This window comes from Bacillus sp. FSL K6-0138 (assembly GCF_037982765.1).
GTDB lineage: Bacteria > Bacillota > Bacilli > Bacillales > Bacillaceae > Bacillus > Bacillus glycinifermentans.
In genome coordinates this window covers 778842-804234 of record NZ_CP150286.1, presented here as the reverse complement: position 1 = coordinate 804234, position 25393 = coordinate 778842, and the positions used below count along the sequence as shown (strand labels likewise).

Below are 25393 nucleotides of genomic sequence, written 5' to 3'. Positions count from 1 at the left end.
CCCGTTATAATTACCTGAATATCCAGAATGGGGGGCTGCTCCGGCGTTTTGGTCAGTTCTGCACCCGTCTCGTTTCTTAAGGTTGCCGGTGCTATCTTTGCGTAAACTGCCAGTAATCAAAATTAAATAAGTTGCCTGTACCTGTTCCGGTAAATACAAAGAAAACTTTGTGCACACCGGTTGCGCCGCTTACCGCAGTTTCTATTTCTCTCCAGGTTTGCGCTCCGCCTGTGGAAGGTACATTCAGGGTTCCAACAAGCTTACCGTCTGCACTGTCGAGGCGCACTTCTATTTTCCCACCTACAGTGGATGCTACATTTGCTTTAAACGTCCTGGCGCCGCCCGCTCCGAAGTCTGCATTTCCTACAGCAATCCAGTCTCCATTGTGAATATTTGTTACATGTTGATTATTTACTGGACCGCCGTGGCTTGAGGACTTCTCTGTCAAAATGCGTCCATTCCAGGCAAACGTTTCAGCTTCTACCCGGTTATATGGGTTTAAATTGGAAAGCTGTGTTACACCTGCATAATTTGCCGCTACCTCTTGAATGGATCCATCTGGATTATGCACCAGCTTATTAATATGGGGAGAACGGTATCCTTTGCCGGCCCCGAACAGAGCGGAACTGACAGTTTGAGCATGGTACACGACATACCACTCGTTTTTAAAATTGAAAACAGCATGATGGTTGTTTCCGCCACCTCCGAAAAATGCACCCGGATTTTTCAGGAAGTGCCCTCTATACGTAAAGGGACCCATGGGACTTGAACTGGTCATGTAGCCGATCTCACCCTGGGGTTTATCGGCCGGGTGCGTGCCGCCGAAATTGATGCAATAGGAATAGTAATATTTTCCGTTATACTTGTGCAATCCCGAATCTTCAAACATGAAAGGCGCATCAATTGTAGATGCACTTCCAACAACACTCGTCATATCAGGCCCCAATTTTATGACTCTTGCTGTTTTAGGATTGGCCCATTGTCCCTGCGTTGGATTTGAACCGCCAGGAACGCCTCCCCCGGCATACAGGTAACCGGTGCCGTCATCATCTACAAATACTGCAGGATCAAAAAGCCATACAACACCGGACATTCCTGGCGTACTTGGCGTTACGAGCGCTTTTCCGATTGGGTCGGTCCATGGACCAATCGGGCTGTCTGCGGTGAGAACCCCGATACCTCCGCCGCTGTTTGCGAAATAAAGGAAGAATTTATCCTTGCCATTGATTTTTTTAACTGCGACTGACGGTGCCCAGGACGCACCTGCCCATTTTGCAATCCCACGGCCTCCATTACCATTGGCACCTGCTACCGGAATGGCTCCGTGGTCTGTCCAGTTCACCATATCCGCTGAAGATATGACGAATACTCTATTCAAATGGGCAAATGAATTATCTTTAATCGTTCCGTTGCTATTATATTCATAGTCATCACTTGACATATAGATGTAGACTCTTCCGTTATAGGTCAGCGCAAACGGATCTGCTCCCAAATGATGGTCTATAAGCGGGTTTGAATTCCCTACGTGTTTTGCAATTGTAGTACTTGCAGCAGACGCAGACTCCCCATATAAGCAACTCAATAATAAAGCAAGAACCAATAAACATACGCTACACTTTTTACTCATAGCTTAACATCCTCCTTTTTCCTTAAAGTGGGAAGGTTCTTTAGAATTTAATGACAAGTGATGAAGAACCCGTAAACATACGCTACACTTTTTACTCATCATTTAACATCCTTCTTTTTCCTTAAAATAGGGGTTTTCTTTTAACATTTGATGACAACATGTCATGAATCACCCATAAAATGGAAACTATATTTATACAAATACAGGAAACGACCATGCGGCAAGAGTCTTAAACTCAGCGATATCATGCCAATTGTATAGCTTCATTTCCTCTCGGAGACGGACTTAAGTTCTTCCAAAAAGCGGATTTTGAGTAACGTCCGTCTTTCATCAGCTGAGCACTCGCCTCGGCATCTTTCGTGTCATTCCCGGCGGCAAGTTATCATCCGTTTACTTTTATTTCTGCGAACTTTCAGCGGCAAGTTATTTGCAGTTCATATAAGATGACTGCTTATTGTCTTTGATTATCACTCTAAGTCAATAACATCCCAATGAAAACCGCTTACATTTATCACCTGATGTAAATTGTTTTTTGAATATTAAGAAAACTAAATCTTAAAATTCCTTCTTAAGAACCAATTTCATTTTATTTCAAGAAAAACAGGTCATAGGTTTGAGGATATCCGCCTTATGGATAGGAGGGGCACATTTTATTCAAAAATAAGTTGCAACGAATGGCAAGAGAAGTTGCAAGATGGGATGATTAATTTTTGTGTTCTTCAATGAATTTACACCAGTGCTGTAGAAGCTTAACATTTTATGACATATAAAAAACCGCTGTTTCCAAACAGCGGTTTTTTCCATCATTCATTTCTCCTCGCCGGTCAAAAAAGGTGTGTCACCCTCCCTTGACCGCCGGTTTCATTACTATGTATGGAGACGGTGGGAGTCTATTAAACTGAATGTTAATAGATTGAAAAGTAAAACAAAGCGTTGATATATCAGCTTTTCGGCTAACACAAAAAAATAGTCATAAAACAAAAATTTTAAACTTTTGTGACCAAAATGTTACCACAAACAATGTTTATTTTATCGATGGTTAACAAGGATTTGTTATAATAAAATCATCAACTTAAAAGGGACGAGGGCAAATGAGTATTAACAAAATCAGATCATTTTTATACAAGACGGCTAGGATTTTGGGAGATGTAAACGCGGTTAAAAAAGGAACAGTGGGGAAACGGATTGCCCGTCGCGCTGCTGGAAAAACGACTGGAAAATTGCTTGGTAAACTATTCAAATAGCCCGCCATTTGGTGGGTCTTTTTAGAATTGACAAGGGAACACACGTTCTTTATGATTAACTTAAAGAGGAGGAGATAACTTGAAATTTATAGATGTCACCGTTGATCATCCAGAAGTCATTGCAAAAATGAAAATGGCACAAAACACAAATGATGAAAGCGATATAAAAGTGTATATGATTCGGGGAACAGATACTATGTTTATTCTTCAGACTCATTCAAAAGGACAACACGGAAGTGTTTCAAATCGTGAAAGACCTGTGAGAAAAGCAGAAATCAAGAAATTTATTACACGCAAAATGAAAACAAATCTCGAAAAAACAACGATTTATACAAGCGCATCCGGCGTGATACATATTCACGAAGAATTTAAAGTTAAAAGCCCTTCCCATTAGAGTTGGGCTTTACACATTGCATAAAACAACAATGCCACCAATCTAAATGGTGGCTTTTTCTTTATATAATAGATGTAACGTTCTCGGCTTACCTTCTTCCCAATCAACAAGCCCCTTTTTACGCAATCGGTCAAGGTGACCTTTTGTTGTACTTGAAGATTTTAAACCGACTCTTTCACTTATTTCCCTAACAGAGGGCGGAAAACCTTTTTCTTTAGTTAATTCGTCTATAGCTTCTAATATTTGTTCGGTTCTTTTCATAGTATCCCCCTCCATTGGTCTGTTTTACCTATGACAATTATATCAAACAGGTGTTTCTTTTTCTATAGAAAGGGAACGTATTTTCGTATCAAAATCATTATTGACCAGATTCAAGTTCCCGCTTTTAAAATGTATCTTTTTTACTATTTTTCAATATTCAGAGGCATCACCACTCATTTTATGGTAATCTATACAATACCAAATACATTATAAGGGAGAGAGAAAAGTGGAGACGATAGCTAAAAGAGTCTGTAAACCATTTATCCTATTGCTAACAGCTTTCTTATTAGTAACCTTTGCTGTACCTCAAATTTCACAGGCAAGCGAATTGCCGAATTCCCAGGTTAAAATCTATTCCGATTCTGGTGATTATTCAGAAAAGGAATTAGAGGAAATATTAAAGTTTTACTTCGAAGAAGTTGGGGAACTAACTAATGATGGTTATGTTATTAAAAACAAGGAATTGTTTGATCAAAAAGTGTTGGAGGGTGATCCCGCTGCCTTGAAACTAAAAGAGTTAATGGCGTCAGACTCTTCTTTTCAGAAGTCTAGTTTTCAGGTTGCTAGTGCAACTGCTTTTGGTAAATGTGTTGTAAACAAAATGATTGGTAGTTATGGAAATATAGCGCGTCAATTTTTAAATGGTGCTATCTTTACATATATCAAAACTAAGCAGTATGATTTAGCCGCAAGATTAATGTTCAAAACTTTGATTAAATCTGGGATGAAAGTTAATGCAGCGTCTCTTGCAATAGAGTTGGGATACTATGGATGGAAATGTCGAGGGAAGTGGTAAAAATGTCTCCATTAACAATAGTTGAAGTCATCTTAGCGTTAACCGTTTTAGGTTTATTTGCATGGACATTTAAAAGTAAAAAAAGTGCTGATGACGATGATGTGTATAGATATGCAAGGTACATGATTTATTTACTTGTAGCTGAAGTTGCGATATACGTCATATTCAGTTTCATTTAAAAAAACCCCCATTTGGGGGTTTTTATTGTGCATAAAAGAATTTTGAATATCGCCAAAAAATTTTCTTTACTTTAACAGAGATTCAAGTTTCGCCTTTGTCTTCGGTCCGTAAATACCGTCGGCAGACAGCCCGTGCATCATTTGGAACCGCTTGACCGCATTTGCCGTTTTCGGCCCATAATAACCATCAATACCGTTATTTTTGGCACCCTTGTCTGGGTAATAATAAAGGGCAGCTAACGCCTCCTGAATCTGCCGGACAGCCGTTCCTTTCATCAGCGGGCTTTTGACTTTATAGATACCAGACGGCAGCGTGTAGGATGATTTTTTGCCGCTTGATGATGATTTTTTCTTTTTCGCTTCAATGGTCGCGAGTGCCTTTTCGGTAGCCGGTCCATAAATTCCATCTGCTGTAATCCCTGATTTCTTTTGAAGGGCTTTGACAGCTTGCACTGTTTCATTGCCATACGAGCCATCGGCCCCGTACTTCGGCAGCGAGAAGCCCGCAGCAATCAAACGCTTTTGCAGCTCTTTTACTTTGGAACCTGACGATCCCTTTTTGAGGATGGTCCCTGTTGATTTGCTCGACTGGCTGGTGGGTGCCGTCGTGTTTGACACAGTTTTATTCCCAAGCAAGGCGGCGACTTTTTTCCGAAAAGCTGTAAGCTGGCTGGAATCGCTCACCCAAGGCGCCGGACAGTTTTTGTTTGTCACATCGTAATGCCGGACAATTCTGTCTGTAGAAAGGCCGTAACGCTTGCACAGATCGGCAACCAATTCAGCAGCATTTTGAACGGTTTCGCTGTGAATCTTGCCGTCTTTTTCGACGCACATTTCAACGCCGATCGCCGTTGTGTTGGCGTTTGGTTTTAAAAAGCTGACATAGCACCGGTTTTGATCATGGGCATGGTATGCAACTTCGTTTTCAGGGATGATTTGCTGCGCTTCCTTGCGGTCTACAAAATAGTGGGCTGACGCGTAACGCTCTGCGGCAATACAGGTGCCATTGAAATAATTTCGTTCATTCAATGCAGAAGCGCCGGGTGTCGCCGTCCAGTGCATGACAATGCCTTTAACTCCCGACATTTTCAGACCCGGCCGGGTATACTGATTGACTTTCACATAATTCTTCACAACTTTAACCATTTGAACCACTCCTATTTTGTTTTAAATAAAAAAGGCTGCCGGCCGGCAACCTCATTTCGTTAATCCTTTTTGTTTTAGAACTTCTTTTTGCAGCTTTCCTTTGCCTGTCACATAGTTGTTTTTATACCAAGCGACCACAGACGTGACGATGGTAAACACTGTGGAGCCAGCCATATACAAAGTATCTGCCAGCGTGTTGACCTGGTCCTCGGTGACCGGAAGAGCAGCCTTCCCGAACATGATCAAAGTTTGGTTTACCAACGCAATAAAAAGAAGCACCGTGCGAACCACCGTGCCTTTGTCAAAGTTTTTCATATTGTGTTTTCCTCCTTATTTTTGAATAAAATTAATGAAAAGCGCCGCAATTCCGGAGATCACCAGCGTACAAACCGCCGTTATGATAGCGCCGGTAATGCTGCGCTTGATCCACGTGGTATTTTCCTCAATCTTGTTGAGCTTTTCATTGATGGACATAATCTGCTGATCGTGTCGGTCAGACGCCCTTTCCAGAGTGCTGACACGCTGTTCGAGCGTTTTTTGATCAGCTTTAAGCTCAGTGATCTCCTGCTTAAAGACGTCCAATTCATTTGTTTGCTGCATGTCCCTTAATCCTCCTGTTCTCACATCGTTTTCACCTCCTTTGAGGCAAAAATAAAAAACAACTTTGAAGTGCTTTACCACAATGGGATCGGTTCATTGATCGACACTCTCGTGACCTTCGTTGCATCATTGACATAAATAAATCCGTCAAACCTTAGTTCTCCGTCGGTTGTAAATGCAAAGCGTGCTGATCCATACGATCCGATCGTCGGAGCCGTAAAATCTATAACCTGTGTTGGTTTATTTGTGAACTTCGCTACTACAGTACCCGAAGCCGGCAACGAACCGACAGAGCCGCGTAACCATAGAACGTTGTTACTAACGGAGAATTTCAATGGATAGTTCGTATCCTGTGTTGCCCCATTTACTAGCGTAGCACTGTTCCAGGCCGGGGAAATATCGGCATCTGATAGAAGCCGACGCCAGCCCTGCCAGCCCAGGTTTCCGTCTACATAGTTTGAAAAAACGTTATTTCTCCAATCAACGGCTATTACATAACCGAATGTCCCCAATCCATTGCTATCGGTTGCAGTAAAATGAAAAAATCCTCTTGTTGAATTTGTACTTGGCGCGTTTGCGGCTTTGCCAGTCGAATAAAAAGTACCGAATCGTTTTCCAGCTTGTACAAGCTTCACAAGAAAATCGTCAGTATCACCAATCGAAACAAAAACACCCCCGGTGTCATTGGTTATTTTGGATAACTGGCCGCCGTTCCATTTGTCTTTGTCTGACTGAGTGACATGGATCGATGCGTTTTTTGTATGGGTATCCGTGTATGCTTTTGCGTCACCCAATGCTTTATCCGCTTTTTCTTGCGCGGCGGCCGGAGTCTCTTTTGTTCCAATAAGGGTAGTCATGGTCGTTGCAAAATTTGGATCGTTGCCGAGGGCCTCGGCCAGCTCGTTCAACGTATTGAGCGTTTCCGGAGCCGAATCAACAATATTCGCGGCCGCTTGATCAGCATATTCCTTTGCTTTCTTCTCTGCTGCATCCGCCTTCGCTTGTGCTCCTGACGGTGTTTCCTTTGCGTTCCATGCTTTTCTTTCGTCTGCCGTTATATGGCTGACAGCATCAGCCTTATGGCTTTCAAAATCAGTTTTGGATGCTGCTTGGGCATCCGTATATTTTTTGGCGTTTTGTTCCGCGGTGTCGGCCTTCTCCTGGGCACCGTCCTTTGTCTCGATGTTCTCAAGATCGGCAAACTTGGCTTTAAGTTCCTCAACCGTCTGGCTAATTTCATCCATGGTTTTATTTAAACCAGCCCGGAACGATTCCACATCATCAATGTAATATTCCGCCACTGGGACAATATTTTGATCCTCGAGCGTTTTCTCGATGAAGAAAGTAAAATAAACCGTTGCGATAGCCTGGCCGTTTGTGTAATAAAGCTTGATTTCAGCCCTTACCTGGCCGTAGTGTTTCAATTCTTCATCAGATAGGACGTATTCAGCTTTCCCGTTTACCTTGTCCGTCAGCGCCAGGCTGCGTTTATAAAACGAGTCATCCGCATACAGAAGGACTATTTTGGCGTCTACCGCCGAAAGAGGCAACGGGGCGCCGTCTTTTGTAAAAGAAAAAGACAGCTTTGCGCTGCCCGTGTCCTGGGTGAAAAATTGTATTTTCGTTGATTTAGCCGGGGATTCCCGAGCATTAATATCAAAAGTTACTTCACCTTCTTTATAGATCATCACTGAACCTCCTTACATCTGTGGGTGTATGAAGATTTGGGCGAGACCGTATCCTTTTTGAAGAGAATACGGCTGCTTAATACGCATCACATAAAAGCCTGCGCCATCTTCTGATTTAGTTCCAATTCCGCCAACTGGTACGATCCGGTCCCCGGCCTGGATAGTCTCATCAATCCTGACATATACCTGGCCGATCAACCCGACGACATGCCACTCATCCCGTTCTTCCCGTGGGATGTATTCAAGGTCAGGGATATAGTTTGGATTTTCTTTTGGAATTTTGAGTTTCCGGCCGCTGTCATCGATAATCGTTTCATAGATCATGCCGCCGAACTCATTCCGAAGATACCGGTCATTCCAATAGAATGCCGCGCCGCCCATGACGACCCCGGCCGTCTCAGAAATAACTCCGAGGACCCTGTCCCCTTTTTCGGCTTTCCTGATCTTGTCTCCGTCCAAGGTCACCAGATAACCGGATTCAATTTTGCGGCCGTCTTTGGACTCAAAATATTCCGCAAGGTCTTTGAAGTCGGACACGCTTTCCACACGGCCAACACCTTGGATATTTCCGTTTGTGGAGCCGATTTTCCATTTAATATTATCCTTCGAAGGTGAACCATTACCGTATCCACCACCTACCGAATAACTATCATCGTTAACAACTGCCTGGGAAGCCATCACCACTCTTGCAGGTCCGTCCCCTTTTGTGTGCGAGTTGTTGGACGCTATAATGGCTTGCCTTGATCCCTCTGTGGAGGAGCCGCCTGATACACCGCCCATGAAATTCCGCGGGCCTTTTGCAATATTGGCCCCGGTAGCCCCTACAATGGCGCTGGATTCATCAAGAACAACGCTTGAAGCCGCTGCAGCTTTAAAACCGCCGGGGATATTCGTCGGTACAAATGGATATTTGTTATTGGCAAGCATCGCCGGCACTTCATAGCCTTCGGCCGTGATGCCGAAGATTAAGGCTTGGTTGTTCGGTGATGTAATCCCATAGGTTCCATTTGAACCAATAAGCGACCCACTGATTAGAGAAACGTTATAGACGCCTCCCCCTAACCCGATGGCCTGGGGTGCAGATTCCCGAATGTCAATGTTTGAAATTTTAACATGATCGGACTTTTGATCCCCTCCGATAACATGAATGTCCATACCAGCCTTCTTGAAACCGCGAATTTTAATCCCGTTCACCGTAATGTTGCGGCACTTGTACTGGAACGCGATAGCCGGATTATTTTTGTAATCATAATTCGGGTCACCGATGGCCGTAAATCCGTTAATCTGAACATTTTTATAGGCCGATACAACTAACGCACGCGGCGACAGCCCTGCATACATGTCATTGAATACCGGTTCGATGGCTGTACAATCCGTCAAGGTGACATCATAGGCCGTCGTACTTTCCGGATCGGCTGCCTTATGGTGCCCGATATGCCTTAAATCAAAAGAACGCACATCACGATAAGACACATGGCCGATGACATGAACGTTTTGAGATGCTGGCCATTCAGTATGTGCTTTAACTTCTACACCCCGGATATTACCGGATGTATAGTTATTGATCAGCCAAACGTTTTTTGATCCGTCATCAACTTCAATGCCGTTTGAGTTTGACTGCCCTTTCGGGTGAGCCGTACCGCGCTGATTAACCGAATGAGAATTTGAAATAAAAACGTATTCGCTGTAATGCGTGGTAATGCCGTCATCCCCTGCGCCATACGCCACACAATTATCGACCCAAATGTATTTGGAACCGTCTTTTGTCCAGTCGGTATCAGGCAGGTGGTCATATGTCGGCGATGTAATATCAATGCCATGAAGCCCCGCATTGATGGCCTCGACATCCTTCACCCACCCAAATTTTACTTTGGCATATGTCAAACAGCTTGAATGTTGTCCGCCAGTAGCCCCGACGCCGCCCTGCCTTTCCGGGTTCCAATCAAGGGACATTCCTTGTACAAAAATATTTCGGTTCCCGTTTTTATAATCGGTGTTTGTGATCACCCATTCGCTGGCGGGTGTGTCTTCATGAAGCTTGAGGGTTGTAACACCTTTTCCCTGACCGATCAGATATGTCCAGGATGGGAGCTTAACCCCTCGAACCACATAAGTGCCAGCACTTAAATGGACCCTTACATTGCCGTCCCCTACGGCCTTTCTGAATGCCTCCGTGCTGTCGGTTTCCCCATCCGGAACAGCACCGAAATCATCCACATATACTTCCCTTTTTATTTTTTGTTCAAGCTTATTAAATTCTAAATCCAGCCGGTCTTTCAACGTTTGTGCGATTTTCCCGTCAGTTGTCACCCTGGCATCCACGACCTCTTTTACATCTTTTCCGTCATGATTCACAACAAGGTTAGCAAACCGCGCTGAAAAATTATTTAATCGGTTCGCAACTGTAAACCCGCCGTGGTCGATTTGTTCCGACGTGTGGGCGGTTTTAGCTTCCTTATGAGAATTTAAAGCCTTGATATTGCCGTTAATTGCCTCTTCCGTCAACCGTGCATTTTCGTCCAATTGTGAAAGAAGCTTTGCATTAGGGACAGGATTATGCTGTTTTTCTAATTGAACCATGATTATCACCAACCTTCCTTAACTGTAGCCCACGATCAGAATTGTTATTTTTGAACCTTCCGGGGCGTTTACTGGATTCAATAGTTTTCCGTTTTGAAGAAGGGAAACTGTAAAGCTGTCAGTTTGATTTTCTTCATAATCAACAGAGGCCGAAACGTTGTTTTGTTTCATGACCGTTGAACTTTCAGATGTCACATACTTAATTTGAAAATCATCATCAGTTTCCAAAAGGAGGGCAGAAGAACTGACAGAAACATTCCCCGGACCGCCCGTGACCGCCCAAACACCAGAATTAAAGGTCAGTGTATACGTAAAGTTTCCGGGGATTTTGCTTTGTGTTGCGTTCACCACATTAAGAAGCTCCGCTTTGGCCGCCTGTATTTGGGCCAGTATCTGATTTTTTTGTTCGATCAGATACCTTTCTTGTTTTTTAATGCGGCGCCTGCTGTCCAGTTGAATATCAATCAGGTCTTTTCTAAAGTTGGAGAAAGTGACTTCTGGCTTTTCGATGTCATCCAACGGATTATAGACCATACTCACCGCGCGCAGATCATCCTCAAATGTAATGCCGTTTTGAGGCGTATCCGCAATGACGTGGATGGTATCCCCTTTTGTGATCTTGTCTTCTATGCCTTTCAACTCAGGGACCTCAATTTCTTCAAAATCAATATCAACTGTGACCTCTGGAAACGGATTAACTTTTTGTTTCAAGAGGGCTTTCATATCTTCCGCCTTTGTAATCGATTCGTCTCTTATGGTTTCTGCCCATGTCGGCTGCCCTTCAATTAAAAAATCCTTTTCATTCGGATGAACAAAAAGGACGGGAGGAAACACATATTTTTCATCTTCATTTTTAAATTCTCTGTAAATCTCAAATATATTTCCGCGAAGCAAGTACATAACTGGCGCAGCACCTTTTGTGCCTTTTGTGTTTGGGTTTTTGCTGTCCTTGCTTTTAAAGGTTGCCACGACATTATGCTTTTTATGGTCCAAGCCCCGGACCACTTCTATAACTTCCTCTTTCGGATCATTGTCTTTATAAACTGAAATCGTCTTCGTTGTATCTTTATCAATGACAAATTCCCATTTACCGCCAAGCTTCGAAGTCAGAGTTTTAAACCTGAATCCTGTGCCTGTAAAAGAGAAAGTAAAAGCTGAACCAATTTTTGATGTTTTATCAGCTTTTAATGACTCATCATAAGTCCATGAACCCGTTTTTGATTCGTATCCGATTGATTCGTCACCCAACATGTCTTTTTCTTCTTTTTGTTTCCCATAGCCGCGCCCGCGTGTGGCCGTATTATCTTCGGATATTTGAATCTGTAGTCCTTGTATATTTGCCCTGGTATCAAGGGTTTTATTAATTCTACGGCCCATCTTTTTATACACGTAGATATGCTTATTATTCACATCAAATTCAACATTGTAATTAGAGGCGATAGAGTCCATCAGGTCAATGGAAAAAGAATCCCCGAAACTATCAGTTTTTACGGGCTTGATGTCTCTGGCATCAGCCATAATTTCAAAAGTGAAATTGCTGCCTTTCAGGGCGTGTCTAAGGGCTTTATCAAGAGAAATTTCCCCCGTTATCACGTCATCTACGCGATTTTTTCCAAGCAAAAAGACGTAAATATGATTGGCCGAGATCGACTTTGATAGCCATTCTCCATCTTGAGAGATTTGAACATTTCGAATGACATATTTTTGATTTTTAAAAACCCTCTCATCGATAACGATAAGATTACGGCCAGTTAACGCATTAAATGCCAATGGGTCACTTAAACTATTTTCAAGAGTAAAATCCAGAATTTTTTTCCCGTCAACTCCATCCGTTACACGTGGGGCGGCATCTACAATTTCATATTTTTGACCTGTAAACCGATCTTGAACATACATTTGATTCACCTTTTACCGCCCCCCTACTTATAGTAAAATCGTGTAATGAAATGAAGGTCACTATAATCTGCATTTTCAATTGAAATTTCATTTTCTCCTGGCGCAAGTTCCGGGAACCGGCCGCGGGTAGAAATGACCTCACTTCCTTTGACGATATATTGTTTGACCACCGTCAAAAGATTCTTTTTTGAATGGCTCCCGGAAAGCGTTATGCTGTCCCCGGTTGTTTTATTTGTGATCTTAATGTCTTTGCCTTCAAAGTACATTTGCACTTTGTAATCATGCTCAATAGGGGATAGGGTGACATCCCCAAAATTGTATACGCTGAAACGGTTCTTGTTTTTAAATTGAAAAGGCTGCTCGCTGAATTTGCTTATATTCATCCCTAGATTAAATCGTTCTCCCTGTAAGTTCACAGGAATAGTACTGTCATAAACAGATTCAGCCAATCCTTGAATAGCCGTAAATGTAACAGAAAAAGTGTTTGCCAGTTTCCCACTATCTTGGGAAATAGAAAACACATCATCTGCCGTCACAAGCCATCGTTTATTTGGCTCATATGAGTGAATCACATAATACGGGTCTTGAGTGACAAGCAAGCTATATAAATTCGAACGATACAAATAGAATTGCTCTGCGTTGTGGGCTTCGATTGCAAATTCAGCCGCTATTTTTCTTTCTTTGTACCGTCCCGGATTGTTTTTTGATGGCATAATCAGACCGTTTCTATTTTTCACGGTAACGGTCTGACGTTCAAAACCCGGAGATTCAGGGACGAATGATAGGAGAGACACACCGGGCAGAATTTCGCTTATGGGTTTATCACCTATGATCAAATCCAAATCCCTCATGAAATCCCTCCAATCAATGAGCTTCTATCATTGAATTCTTTTGTACTGATAGCCGTTAAGACCTTGCCGACTTTCTTGCCATTCATGATCACATCGCCCTCTTTTGCTGCAATTTCTCTTAAAAGAGCGTTTTGTTCTATTAGCAATGCAATTTGTTGATCCTGACGCTGTGTGATCGGTTCAATGGACGGCATTTGCGGAACGGTCTGCGCTGGGATGCCTAATTCTTGCCCGGCTCTGGCCCAAATCCCGATACTTCTTTCGCGATATTTCGGGTCCGTCGTAATGATATGCTCGTCATACCCTCTTTCGTTCAAAGCCGCAAGTTTTGTGCCGCCTGCGCCCGGTGATACTCCGCCCGCAGCATATCCAACATATCCGCCGCCTCGGGCCATCGATTTTAAACCCGGATGATTTGATATATTTCCATACCGCGCCTTGATATAGTTAATGGCTGCAAGAATGTTGTCTATAGGGTTTAAGATGTTATTATGTCCCGGGAACTTATAGGCGTTGAATGTGGACGGGATGGTTTGCATTAACCCTTGTGAAGGATGCCCGGCTTTCGCGTTGGAATCCCATAGGTTGATAGCGTTCGGATTCCCGCCGCTCTCCTTCATGGCGATTGTAACTAGCCCAGGAATCCATGAAATAGGCACGCCCGCGATGCCGACTGCTTCCGTTACCCATTGGTTGACGGCTTTCGTCCCGCCAGTTCCTTTGAATGTTTCCTGATCCGGCATAACCCCTTTCAGAAATTCGGTAGCCCCATTTTTTAAAATCTTGATTATACCGGTTCCAAATGAGTCAATGCCTTTCCCTGATTTGTATGGGATCAGCCCATTAAACAATTTTTTGATTAATTTACCTGGACCGTTGGTAAGTAAATCCATTGCAGCCGCGCTGACATCCCCGACTTTATCTACGACGCTTTTTCCAAAAGATACAGCCCCATTGACCATCTTTTTAGAGCCATCCACAGCCTTTTTGAAAAAGTCGCCGACCCCGCCGGCATAGCCAGGCATCTGCGTCATAGATGTTAGCTTTTTAGATTCATCATGAGGAAGGACAGAAGTTCCACGCGGGAGATCCCAAATTTGTGGGCCGCTCATACCGACAACATACGTACCGATTCCCGGCGAATGCGCCAGCTCCCAACCTTCCTCACCGACTAATGCCGCCCCACCAGGGTGAAAATTTGTTCCTTTTGCATATTTACCATTCAGCTTTTTACCTTTTTTGCTATTGTAGCCTTTCGGTGTCCATTCTGGAATGGTTGGGATATGCATAAATTCAAGAATCTTATTAATTCCGCCGGTGACAGTATTGACAATGACTGCCTGATCAATAACATAATTATCCCATCTTGTGAGGACATCGCCTGTTTCTTTATCAACTTGATCGATATGCCCGCCTGCTTGTTTCTCTGCTTCCTTTACAACATTTTTGTGCATCTCCTCTGCTTTTTTAACAGAGCCGTCGCGCTGCCGTTTTGCCTCTTTGATCAACTTATCAGCTTGTTTCTTGCTGATAGAGCCTGTCTCATCCCGTTCCCGGACGATTGCTGCCACAGTTTGATCATATTTTTTGTTTGCTTCTTTAACGGAACCATCCCGAGCTTTAATGCTGTTTTTAATCGTGTCCGCAGCCTGACGAGCCGTGATATTTTTCGACTCGTTTTTGAGCTTGCTCATAATAGCCTTCTGTTCTACCTCGCCTTTGCTCATGGTTTGAACAGCCGTGTTCATCATTTTCTTTTGAATGCTGTTGATTTGGGTCCGTTCTTTTTGTGTAAGCTGGCGTTTTTCTGCGCTAGCCTTGTTTAATATTTCTTTGATCTGTTTCTGCCCTTTATCAACAGCCTGAGTTTCTTGACTTTGCTTCTTTTTCACGTTGTTTAAAATGGCATTTTGTTCCCTCTGACTCAGGCTTTTACTGGATGAAAGGAATTTACTAAGGGTCTGGTAACTTTGGTTTCCTTTTGTCTCGATGCTTGTTTTGATCTTGCTGCCCATTTGATCAAAGTTTTGAACGATACTGTCCGCCGTTTTTTTAGAGACGGTTTCACCGGACCATTGCAGCTTGTTAAGCTGGACGGTTGCTTGATCATTTAATTTTTTATAGCCCAAAACAGCTTTTGTCGTGGATTCAGAAACCTTGTTCCCGAAGCTGTCCAGCGTCGGAATTTGTTCTTGTTTCATATGGTTATATAGCTTGTATCCGCCTTCTGCTAAAAGGCTGACTCCCGTAATTGCAAGCCCGACGGGACCGCCCAGAGCGCTAAAACCAAGCCGGGCAATTCCAGCGACTCGTGAAACACTCCCGAGACTCTTAACAAGACCCAGAGCCTTTGCTCCAAACCCGGCAAATTTGCCAGTTGCTTGAGCTGCACCGCCGCCCAAAGTTTCGGCTGCCGCTGTTGCTGTTCGTGCGCCTCCGCGGAAATTAAAGAGTGATTTGGTGCCCTTTATGATTTCAGGCGCGAATGTTGTTGCGACCCCAAGAACGGACCCCCATTCGCCGCCAAACATCGCAAGAGCCCCGCCAGCAAGTCCGGCAGCGCCCCTGAACCCGCGAAGGCCCCGAGTATTCCGAGATAATGCCGCACCGCTTGCGTTCATTTGTACGGCTGCCGCTGTGTTTGCGGCCGCTAATTGTGCCGTTGATCGTTGGGTCAGTGCTGCTTCGGCTCTGTATCTACCGAATGCTGCGGCACCTCTGCCCAGGGCACCAGTGAGGGTGCTAATGCTTGATACAACTGCACCCAAAGCAATGACAACAGGAGGAAACGCCGCAGCAACCAATCCAGCAATAACAATTGTGTTCTGCATGGCCGGCGATAGACCTTGAAACCAATTCGTAAAGTCTTCGACTGTCTTTCCTGCCGCTTGCAAAGCCGGTTCGATCTTATCAAGTAAAATTTCACCGACTGGGAGTAAATTAGACTGCAATAGCCTAAAATCTTGGGCCACGCGATCACCAAAGTTGTCTTTCAAAGCCTTTCCTGCCTTGTCTGTGGCTCCTTTAACATCACCAAGCATATCCTTGGCCGGATTCATCGCGGTTACCACTTTGCCCCGCAAGTCTTCCCATTGTGTGCCGAATAGAGCGACACCGGCCTGATCCTTTTCTAATGGGTCTTTCATGGCCGCTAAGGCGGACACGGTTGCCATGAAGGCTTGTTCCCCTTCTTTTCCGCCTTTGGCGATGGCTGCCCCCATCTTGTCAGCATCAAGGCCGATTGCTTTAAAGCCTGCGGCAGTCGTTTTTGAACCGTCCTGAGCGCGGATATTAAATTCTTTGACCGCATCCCCAACCTTATCCATGTTCCAAGCGCCATTTTGCGCGCCTTGAATCATAATGTTAAACATGCCGTCAATGGAAAGCCCTGCTGATTTGAACTGGGGTGAGTATTCTGAGATCGTATCTAAAAGCTCGTTTGAATAATCGCCGCCTTTTTGTGCAGCAACAGTGATATAGTCAAAAGCTTTTCCACTATCAACAGCGAAGTTATCAATCAAGGCTTTGGCTGCCCTGGTGCTTTCAGGTATTTCAAACTCGAAAGTATCCAGGAGTACATAAGCCCGTTTTGTAGCCTGCTCAAGTTCTTCGCCCTTTAAGCCTTGAAGATTTTTTCTGACATCAATAACGCCCTGGTTTGCTTCTTCGAGTGATTCACCGAAGCCGCTAACCCACACATCTTTTGATATGTTGGCTACTTCCTGCGCCTCTTCTTTCGTCATGTTTAAGGAAGATGAGATTTTACCCTGGGCTTTTTGGAAATCTGCTGCGGATTTAAGAGCCGATCCTCCCAGCAACCCGATAGGAGCCGTAATCCCGGCGAATCCTACCTTTCCTATCGTCTGTAGCCGTTCGCCTTGGGTTTGAAGGCGTTCGCCATACTCTTGCAAGCTTCTGCCCGCTCGGGTCCATGCAGAATTTTGGGTGTTAATTTCTAATGTCGTAGCCCTTAACTGCCGGCCGAGACGGTTATACATGGCCGTTTCATTGTTGATCCTTTGGGCCAGTTGTAAAGCAGCTTGTGAGTTTTCTCCTTTTTCACGCGCGAGCTCTTCATATTTTGCCCGCAGCTGTTCGATTTTTGAACCTTGTAGCTGATACAGTTTGGACAAACCTTCCTGTTTTTGGCGCAGCTTGTCGGATGCGTCTCCAAGCTCTCCAAACTGCGATGCAGAAGCCTTCAATTCACTTCGAACCAACGCCATTTTTTCCGCCATGTTGTCCATTCCGGCTGAAAAACCGCCATCATCAAACCCTAAGCGATAAATCATATTTCCTAAGCTTTCCGTTGCCACAGTCTCACCTCCCACCTAAAACACATGATCTATCGGCACAGTTTTTGCCCGCTTGCGTTGCTCTTTCGGGTTCTTGAGTTTTTCCCGATGCTCAAGCAATTCAATAAAAAAAGGATAGTCGCTATTATCAATTTCATTTAGCGTCCATCCTCTTTCGTCCATCAATTGAACGTATATATCTTTGACGTTGTCTAATGCCTGATCTATTGTGACTCTTTCTGTACCTTTTCCAGCAGCTTTCCCAGATCAAAATCCTCTTTTTCTTTTTCGATTTCCTCACGGGTTGGGTAGCCGAGAACCCCGACCCCGATAATGTCATAAATCACATTCCGGTGATCGATCGTATTCAAACCGTCATTAATCTGCTTTCTTGTAAATTTTTTATCAAAAATTTCAACGATAAGGTTCAACTGTCTGTTTTCAACTTCCTCTGGTTCTGCCTCATCGCTTCTCGCGTACTTCTCAATTTCAAGTGCTTTACGCTTAAATTTAAAAGGGATAAATTCCTGCGTAAACGCTACATCTTCACCGTCAATTCGTAATGTAATTTCCAAAGGTTTAGACATTATGCTGCTCCCCCGCTTGTACTTGTTTTAGTTGTGGTTGTTGTTGAAGCCGTAGCCGTTGAAGAACTATCAAGTTTAGAGACGTCAAATACTGCCTCAAAGAATGTATCTCTGTATTCGTCATATCCTTCCACGCTGCTGTCACCGGTGATTTTAAAGACCTTGTCACTACGTTGAATAAATGTGCCCTCAATTTCTTCTGTTTGGAAATCTGTTTTATCTTCAGCGGTTTTCCAATCAGTACTTGGGATTCCAAAGCGCCCTTTGGTTAGCCAAACATGGCGTACGTTTCCGTCCTCCTTCGTTCCTGTAAACCCGAGGGCGACATATGGAGGAACAACACCTTTTTTCCACACAATTACACCTTTGACCATCTTTTGCCCTGTAATGTCCGCAAGAACGGCCTGAGGGATTTCAGAAGTCCCTATTTTCACTTTTGTTTCTCCGATATTGGAATTGACGATAATCGGCCCGTTATCGGCATATAGTGTACTCATTTCATTAGTTGTATCAACGTTTGCTGAAATAGCTGGCGCGAAATGCTGCACAGGTCCATATTGAATATTTCCTTTTTCGTCTTTGATGAGCTTGGCATATACTAAATTTTCAAGACCTACAATAACACTGCTCATTGATCTTCCTCCTTTAATTTCACAATTGTTCGATATAAAAAAGCTCTTCTAAAAGCAGAACGATCATCTTCATCAAAGGAAGAAACAGTGATACGTCTACAATTGAGAGCTTTCATTTTTTTATCCACCGCGGTTTGTAAAGGCCCTATGTTGTCGTCAGCCTTCACCCATAGGTTGATCTGTATATCAATTTCCGCTGATACGGCTTTATTGTCCTCATAGTCCTTATCAACGTTATCCATCTCCAGAACTAAAATGTGAGGATATTCACGAGATTCCTCTAAAGGGAAGTTTCCGGCATATATCCGGCCGTCAGTCATCTGAAATACGTCAGGATCATCTAAAAGGGCTTTTACGATGTACGGTTCATAATTAATCATGACCTTGCCCCTTTCCGCATTTCATTCATGACAGCCTGGTTGATTGCCACGCGTTTAAGCCGATAAGCCCGAACAGCAAACGGGTTGCCTCGTACGAACCGGCCGTTTTTTGCAACATAGCCGTTATGAACAAACTTCGCCCGCCAAGCCGTTTCCTTTCCGGGGCCAATATCAAAGCTGACTGCGTTTGGAATCGGTCTGTCTTTCTTCGGTGTCTGCCGTACTTTAATATCATCTTTGATGTGTTTGTGATCAATTTCTGATACAGGAACCTCCGCCCTCATGCCGTCTCTTAAAACGTTCCCGCCGGCTCGCAATGCTCTGACTTGACGTTTTTCAACATCTTGCCCAAACCTTTCAAGACGGCGAAGAGCATCGTCAAAGCCATCAACTTGAACTGCTATTCTCATGATCCCACCCCACACATTGCAATGTCATAAGCTCCTGATTTTGCAAATCGGGAATGACCTCTTCGATCTTAAAGGGCTGCCCCTTGTACACAACACGCATAGAGCCTGATTCAATATCCTTCCGATGACGGATGCGAAACCACACAGTTTTCTCCTGGTGTGCCGCAGATGCTTGGATAATGTAACGATCCCGCGGCTGCATAATTTCGGCCCATGCTTTTGTGAAGGTTGACCAATTATATTCCGGCTTCATCGTTTCCCGATTGCGCCCTAGCACCCGCTTTTGAATCTCAATTTTATGCTTGAGCATCCCCGGATTCACTGGCATTGTCATCACCACACATTTCCGCTTGAAGGATTAACGGGGTTAAGGCATCCAGGGCAAGGCTCATGCTTTTTTCCGTCACCCTAAATTCATAAAAGATGCCGGCCGCCAGAATAATCAAATGATCATCCTCGTGCCCTGTTGCCCTTTTGATGTAATTTGCAGCCGACTGCAAATAAAAAGACAGCAAGGAATCTTCCTCACTGTCTTCAATCCTTAAATGCTCTTTTAAGCGATCATTAAGCCGATGCAGTTCCGCCATCAGTCGTCAACTCCAATTTAAATACTGTTGGCTCAAATGGTGAGTAGATCAATTGGCCGTCATTTAAGTGCCAGATTTTGAAGCCGACATGGTTTGTATCGCTGTATTTTTCCAGAAGCTTGCTGACTTCTAAAGAATTAATGACATCTTGAATGTGGAATGAACTAAAATCACCAAAGTATAGGCGCGGTACATCCGGCGTGCTGCCGTCCACATAATCAGTTACATCAACCGGATAACCCAGAATCCTGTAACCGAAGGACCCTTCAATATAAGCCTCGCGCAACAATGGCTTTCCATCTTTATCTTTTAAGGTTTCAATAGCTGTAAGGGCAGCTCTATTCATCATCCAACGAGAATTTTTGAGTTTAGACGTTGGAACTGAATTTTTCAATCGAACAAGCTTGTCATAAACCTCCATATTCCCCGGATTAAATGCAACAGCTTTTTGAATCAAGGAACCCGGATTATCTGTTGAGTTGAAGAAGAAATTTGCCTCTTCTTCTACATAGGATTTTTTCAGCTCTTCAATAACCGTTTGTTCAACAGGCATATCAGTCATGGCAAGCAATTTTTTTGTGATCAACACCAGCGCATCAATTTCAGAAGGGTTCAGGAATACTTCATCAAAATTGATGTCGGTCTGCGGAATTGGATTGTCCAATGTTCTTTCAGTTTTAATCCGTTGGGCTTTTGCTTTCTTCACCAGAACCGGATAACCTTGTGTCCCTTTTGTCTGAACGCGGGTTCCGTATTTCCGCAACAGGTTTTCTTCCTGGGCATAAGTAATGATTTCTTTTGATAGAGATTCTGGAATTAAAACCTTCCCGTTAGTTGTCTCAACACCCATCGCCCGCGCTTCGTTCTCGCTGATACGCCCGACAAGATAGTTTGCAAAGGCTTTGCGCTGCTCCCCTTTTTTTGCCTGTTTGCGGCTTTCAGAGGATAGAGATTTCAGGATATTGCTCACAATAGCATCTCTCTTTTCTGTATCGAAAAACTGCTGGCCACGCTGTTCTGTTTCATCTGATTCCCTTTCTTCTCCGCCTTCGTCGCCGTCTCTTTCTCCTTCTCCCTCGGCCGTGGAAGCATCACCACTTTCACCACTTTCTAGTTTTGCAAGCTCTGCTTTAATAGCTTCCAATTCTTCTGATAGTTCAGTGACTTCTTTTTCAAGCTTCTCAACGGAAGAAGCTTCCGTTTGATCGGATTCGAGATCAGCCCGGATTTCTTTCATACGTGCTTCAATTGCTGCTTTACGTCTCTCTAAATATTTCTTCATTTCATAGCCTCCTGAATTTTATTAATTAGTTGCTGCTTTTTTTGCCGCAGCTCATTTTTTTGTTTTGCCCTCTGATAAATGTCACCAGATCGGACTAGTGACGCTTCTGTATCCTCATAAGCAGGAAAGGCGACAACGCTAATTTCAAAGAGTTCTACCTCTTGAATCGTGCGTGTCGCCGGTGATGTATCATAATTCCATTCATCTTTTACTACGTTGAAGCCAAAAGAACATTGATTGATGTCGCCGCGCTCCATACTCCGGCGCAGATCATTTGCCCAAGAGGTACCTGGCGGCGTAACAGTAAATTTCAAACCCTTGTCATCTTCTTCGAGTTGGAGGGTGCCGCTGCGTGTCCGCCCAAGCACATAATCCCAATTGTGATTAAAAAGGGCACGAACATCGGCCTGCCTTGATAACGCTTTTTGAAAGGCTCCGGGCGCGATCACTTCGGTGAACATCCCGCCAATATCGGCCGGACTATTAAAAACAGCCCCATAACCGGTTATTTGTGGTGCCTCTTCCTGATCTGCAAGCTGCCGAATTTCCAGCCCCTTGATTTGAAAAGTCCGCTGCTCTTTATCCATCCTCATCACCACCTTTCAGGCTGCTTTTCAGAACATCTTCCAACCTGTCCAAGCCCACAAGGTCTTTGCTGATATAAAGTTTGGTGGATTCTTCTGTATTCAATCGTTTGAATCCGAGCATTTCCCGAGCGTCGTCAGGAACGGCGATTGAAGTCCGCACTAGGTTGTAAGCAATCTCCGTTTTGGTTTTCATGCCTACGAAGTCTAATAGATTGTGACGGAATTTTAAGCGCAGCCCGCTATTTTTCCCAAAGAATAAAATGGTCAAATGTTCTTCGATATTGCGAAAAATAGGCTTTAGACAACTCGTGTAAAGCTTCATCATGGCTTGTTCCATGTCTTTTTCTTCGAGCTTGTCCAGCAAGTCCTTATCCATCCCGAAAAACTTACCTAAATCTTTTTTGTAGATATTCAAATACTTGAGCGTTTTTTCATCATCCACAGGGGATTCAAGCGCTTCAATTTCGTATCCTCGGCCTAAAGGAATCAATTTTGTTTTCCCTGAATCTTTAATCCCCTCAAGCTGGTCAAGTATCGCTTTTACGGTTTTGGTTTGATTCGTGTTGGTCGGGGAAAGGTGCGTTTCTAATTTAAGAAGGAACGCCATAAGCCCTCCCTTTTTATATTTTTCAGTCAGCGCCTTTTCAGCGTTCATGACGCCTTCCAGCGTTTCCTTTGCCAATTCTAACAGGCCAACACCCTCCAAATGGCTCAAGCCTATATTTTTAATGTGCCTTACCATGTAGGACGGAACGACTTCACCGGACACAGTGATTTTCTCCGTTCCGGCGTTGGTCAGCTCGCTATAAGCATTATTCAAAATGTGTAGCTGGCTTTGATCGTAGAAAAGATACACGTCACCGCGCAGCAAATATACATTTGTCAGCAGCTTCTTAAATTCAAATCCGGTTAAATAATCATTCGGACAATTTAAAACCCGCAAAGCACGATCGGCCCGCGGGTCTTTTGAGTTTTTACCTGTCGTTTCATCTTCCACAACGAAATCTGTCAATGCGACCTGGTCGCTGATCAGCTTCATCAGATTGTATGTGTCACTGGATTTCAGGATATTATCGTCATTGACAAATGCACCATAATTAAAATATGAGTTTTGAAACCAATTGAAACTACGTTTGCTGAACCGTCCCGCTAATTTACGGATAAACCCCACTCTCATCACCCCCTATCTGTACAATTCATTAAGCATTGCGTCATATTCGTCTTCATCGTAATCAACCAGCATCATCATGGTTTCTTTATGGGCATTCAAAAAGGCAACAAAGCCATCAATTTTGGCTTTGCTTTGCTTTTTGGAAGGCCGCTTCAAGCCTTGAAAGTTTTTATCTGCTACGACGTTTTCTGTGCAGTAGATAAAAAGGGGATTATCCGTCTTAATTCGTTCTTCAAACATTAAAATTTCTGCATCATCAAAAGGTGCATTAAGGACGGTAGAATATTGTTTTGTCTCCACGCAAGTCAATCCCTCAGCCTCAAGCGCTTCAACCACTTTTTGAGAAAGAGCAGGGTCATAATTGACTTGTTCAACATCATAAATCCGAGAACATTCCACAATGAATTCGACAACCATATCATAGTCAATCGTTTTACCAGGGCATAACGTTAAAAAACCCCGCTCGGCCAAGTTCCGATACGGGATGTTCTCCATTTTTTCGCGTGCTTCCAGGTTATGATCCGGGATAAAATACATCTGTTTGACTTTCAACATAGATTTTCCGTTTTCATCATGGGTCGGGATATTAATAGACACGCATGTGAGGTCTGTCGTTCTGGATAAATCAAGGCCAATGACTGCCTGTTCGCCGGATAAATCGCCCAGGTCTTTGATCAGGTTCCCTTCCTTGTCCTCGATCATTTTCTGGACAATATCTTTATCAAAATACGTGCCGGTGCTGCGGACGAAAATATTCAGATACTTGGCTAAAAACTCATCCTTTCGCTCCGCGCTCATCTGAGCCGTTTTAAACTCACTTTCTAAAAAGTCAGGTTGGACACTGATTCCCCAGTTTGGATTCACCTTTTTCCAGACTTTCCGATCATCCCATTTATCTCCCTTGTCGGGTTCGGTAATGTACGTGAAATAGGAAATGTCCTCTTCTTCCTCATTTTTGTTATTCAATAGGCCCCGCGCATAATCATAGATTTGCAGACCGACGGAAGTCGTGCCTTTTCCTGCTGTCGAAATGATGAACATTAACGGCTGCAACCGCGAACCCATACCGGATTTTAAAACATCGTACATGTCGGCATTATTTTGCGCGTGTACTTCATCCAGCAAAACGAAATGAGGGTTTTTACCATCAAGGCCCTGTGTATTTTTAGACAGAGGCAGGATGCTATTTTCAAACCGTGTACCGTTGATGGTGTACCGGTAAATGATAGCGTTAATGTGCCCCTTCGGACCTTTATAAATTTGGGTCCGAGTGTTAAGGTCTGGGCTGTTTTGAATGGTCGCCGCAATTTGTTTTGCGGCAATGTTCGCTTGTTCCGCATCAGTCGCCGCAGTAAAACATTCGGCGCCCTTTTCTCCATCTGCGTACATTGCATATGTGGCAGCACCGGCCGCCAAAACAGTCTTGCCGTTTTTCCGTGGAATCTGAATATAAACAGTCCGAACAGCCCGGACAGTCCTTCCCTTGTCATCCTTTTTATAAAAGCCGTATATGTTTGTGAAAATGAATTTTTGCCACAATTCCAATTCAATGGGTTCGCCGGCAAGCTCTCCTTTTGAATGTTTGCAGAAGGTTTCTATAAAATCCATGACTTTATTTGCTTCATCGACATCAAGCCAAACGTCTTTTCGCTTTTTCATCCTCTTGTAGCGCTCAACAACTTTTATAACCGATTTACAATGCTCCTTTTTATTCTTCAATACCTGATCAGCGTATAGATCAGCATAGTTCACACCCCGTTCTATCACCCGTCAGCACTCCACTTCGATTTAAAGGTTTGGAACCTGTCGGTATTAGAATTAGGCTGGCCGCCGACTTGTTTTTGAAGCTTCGGCGTAAGACCGAGCTGTTCCAGCAGCTTGCTTTTTTTGGTGTTCCAATCGGCTACCTGTTGAGCAAGAGGGTGTTTCATTTCATTTACTGCGCCGGCTTTATTTTGATGCAGCCGCGTGGCCGGAAAACCTTCTTCCCGCCATTCTTCATACATTTGGGTATAGATCACATGAGCATCCAAATAGGTATTGATCAGAGGCGTAAGGGTTTCAGAATATGTCCCTGCCTCTTTCAGCCAGGCTAAAATTTTCCCTTCTTCATCAGCTCGTATTTTTTTCAATTTTCGAGTTCTGGCCGACCGCTGCTGTGGTGTCATTTCCTTCAAATTCCCTCACACCCCCCTTTAAA

22 protein-coding genes and 2 pseudogenes are annotated in these 25393 nt (G+C 43.9%); 2 read left to right on the top strand and 22 right to left on the bottom strand.

Features of this window, described 5'->3' with window-relative positions:
* Positions 1–91: 91 nt before the first annotated feature.
* Complete coding sequence (xynD, locus tag MHB78_RS04445) at positions 92–1627, bottom strand: alpha-L-arabinofuranosidase (protein ID WP_046129180.1); 1536 nt, start codon at positions 1625–1627, stop codon at positions 92–94.
* Positions 1628–2950: 1323 nt separating this feature from the next.
* On the opposite strand from xynD, the gene MHB78_RS04440 reads away from it, so the two are divergent.
* Complete coding sequence (locus tag MHB78_RS04440; protein WP_046129178.1) at positions 2951–3265, top strand: DUF1827 family protein; 315 nt, start codon at positions 2951–2953, stop codon at positions 3263–3265.
* 42 nt (positions 3266–3307) lie between these two features.
* Here the strand turns inward: MHB78_RS04440 and MHB78_RS04435 are convergent, their stop codons facing one another.
* Entirely contained in the window at positions 3308–3526 is a 219-nt protein-coding gene (locus MHB78_RS04435) for a transcriptional regulator (RefSeq protein ID WP_046129177.1), read from the bottom strand.
* Positions 3527–3752: 226 nt separating this feature from the next.
* On the opposite strand from MHB78_RS04435, the gene MHB78_RS04430 reads away from it, so the two are divergent.
* Positions 3753–4322: a hypothetical protein gene (locus tag MHB78_RS04430; protein WP_046129176.1), complete on the top strand. Its 570-nt coding sequence runs from the start codon at positions 3753–3755 to the stop codon at positions 4320–4322.
* Positions 4323–4567: 245 nt separating this feature from the next.
* On the opposite strand, the pseudogene MHB78_RS04425 reads toward MHB78_RS04430, so the two are convergent.
* The 20 genes and pseudogenes from MHB78_RS04425 to MHB78_RS04330 form a co-directional block, all read right to left on the bottom strand.
* Positions 4568–4822, bottom strand: a pseudogene (locus tag MHB78_RS04425) (peptidoglycan-binding domain-containing protein); the annotation flags it as partial.
* Between the two features lie 111 nt (positions 4823–4933).
* A pseudogene (locus tag MHB78_RS04420) lies at positions 4934–5563 on the bottom strand (N-acetylmuramoyl-L-alanine amidase); the annotation flags it as partial.
* A gap of 135 nt (positions 5564–5698) precedes the next feature.
* Entirely contained in the window at positions 5699–5962 is a 264-nt protein-coding gene (locus tag MHB78_RS04415; RefSeq protein WP_046129174.1) for a phage holin, read from the bottom strand.
* Between the two features lie 15 nt (positions 5963–5977).
* Positions 5978–6247: a hemolysin XhlA family protein gene (locus MHB78_RS04410; protein WP_046129173.1), complete on the bottom strand. Its 270-nt coding sequence runs from the start codon at positions 6245–6247 to the stop codon at positions 5978–5980.
* A gap of 74 nt (positions 6248–6321) precedes the next feature.
* The gene (locus tag MHB78_RS04405) at positions 6322–7935 is read right to left on the bottom strand and encodes a phage baseplate upper protein (protein WP_046129172.1); all 1614 of its coding nucleotides are present in this window, start codon (positions 7933–7935) and stop codon (positions 6322–6324) included.
* A 12-nt stretch (positions 7936–7947) separates the two neighbouring features.
* A complete protein-coding gene (locus tag MHB78_RS04400) occupies positions 7948–10515 on the bottom strand; it encodes a peptidase G2 autoproteolytic cleavage domain-containing protein (RefSeq protein ID WP_046129171.1) in 2568 nt (855 codons plus the stop codon).
* An 18-nt stretch (positions 10516–10533) separates the two neighbouring features.
* Positions 10534–12411, bottom strand: a complete 1878-nt coding sequence (locus tag MHB78_RS04395) for a prophage endopeptidase tail family protein (RefSeq protein ID WP_231947513.1) — start codon at positions 12409–12411, stop codon at positions 10534–10536.
* A gap of 23 nt (positions 12412–12434) precedes the next feature.
* Entirely contained in the window at positions 12435–13262 is an 828-nt protein-coding gene (locus MHB78_RS04390) for a phage tail domain-containing protein (RefSeq protein ID WP_046129169.1), read from the bottom strand.
* Positions 13259–17578: a phage tail tape measure protein gene (locus tag MHB78_RS04385; protein WP_065894691.1), complete on the bottom strand. Its 4320-nt coding sequence runs from the start codon at positions 17576–17578 to the stop codon at positions 13259–13261. The genes MHB78_RS04390 and MHB78_RS04385 overlap by 4 nt, the downstream gene beginning before the upstream one ends.
* Positions 17579–17781: 203 nt before the next feature.
* The gene (locus MHB78_RS04380) at positions 17782–18144 is read right to left on the bottom strand and encodes a hypothetical protein (RefSeq protein WP_043054118.1); all 363 of its coding nucleotides are present in this window, start codon (positions 18142–18144) and stop codon (positions 17782–17784) included.
* Entirely contained in the window at positions 18144–18776 is a 633-nt protein-coding gene (locus tag MHB78_RS04375; protein WP_340033616.1) for a major tail protein, read from the bottom strand. Before MHB78_RS04375 ends, MHB78_RS04380 begins: the two co-directional genes overlap by 1 nt.
* Positions 18773–19156, bottom strand: coding sequence for a hypothetical protein (locus MHB78_RS04370; RefSeq protein WP_340033089.1), 384 nt, complete (start codon positions 19154–19156; stop codon positions 18773–18775). The genes MHB78_RS04375 and MHB78_RS04370 overlap by 4 nt, the downstream gene beginning before the upstream one ends.
* Positions 19153–19566 (bottom strand): HK97-gp10 family putative phage morphogenesis protein, encoded by a 414-nt coding sequence (locus tag MHB78_RS04365; protein ID WP_052948491.1) that lies wholly within the window; start codon positions 19564–19566, stop codon positions 19153–19155. Before MHB78_RS04365 ends, MHB78_RS04370 begins: the two co-directional genes overlap by 4 nt.
* Positions 19544–19900: a phage head closure protein gene (locus MHB78_RS04360; protein ID WP_340034063.1), complete on the bottom strand. Its 357-nt coding sequence runs from the start codon at positions 19898–19900 to the stop codon at positions 19544–19546. Before MHB78_RS04360 ends, MHB78_RS04365 begins: the two co-directional genes overlap by 23 nt.
* Positions 19863–20153, bottom strand: coding sequence for a head-tail connector protein (locus MHB78_RS04355; RefSeq protein ID WP_335496492.1), 291 nt, complete (start codon positions 20151–20153; stop codon positions 19863–19865). Before MHB78_RS04355 ends, MHB78_RS04360 begins: the two co-directional genes overlap by 38 nt.
* Positions 20131–21435, bottom strand: a complete 1305-nt coding sequence (locus MHB78_RS04350) for a phage major capsid protein (RefSeq protein ID WP_326290282.1) — start codon at positions 21433–21435, stop codon at positions 20131–20133. Before MHB78_RS04350 ends, MHB78_RS04355 begins: the two co-directional genes overlap by 23 nt.
* Positions 21432–22022 carry an HK97 family phage prohead protease gene (locus MHB78_RS04345; RefSeq protein WP_046129163.1) on the bottom strand — a complete coding sequence of 197 codons (591 nt, stop codon included), beginning with the start codon at positions 22020–22022 and terminating at the stop codon, positions 21432–21434. Before MHB78_RS04345 ends, MHB78_RS04350 begins: the two co-directional genes overlap by 4 nt.
* Positions 22015–23193: a phage portal protein gene (locus MHB78_RS04340; RefSeq protein WP_046129162.1), complete on the bottom strand. Its 1179-nt coding sequence runs from the start codon at positions 23191–23193 to the stop codon at positions 22015–22017. Before MHB78_RS04340 ends, MHB78_RS04345 begins: the two co-directional genes overlap by 8 nt.
* A 12-nt stretch (positions 23194–23205) precedes the next feature.
* Complete coding sequence (locus MHB78_RS04335; protein WP_099047075.1) at positions 23206–24960, bottom strand: terminase TerL endonuclease subunit; 1755 nt, start codon at positions 24958–24960, stop codon at positions 23206–23208.
* On the bottom strand, positions 24957–25361 hold the full coding sequence (locus MHB78_RS04330; protein WP_340034061.1) for a P27 family phage terminase small subunit: 405 nt from the start codon (positions 25359–25361) through the stop codon (positions 24957–24959). The genes MHB78_RS04335 and MHB78_RS04330 overlap by 4 nt, the downstream gene beginning before the upstream one ends.
* Between the last annotated feature and the right edge of the window lie 32 nt (positions 25362–25393).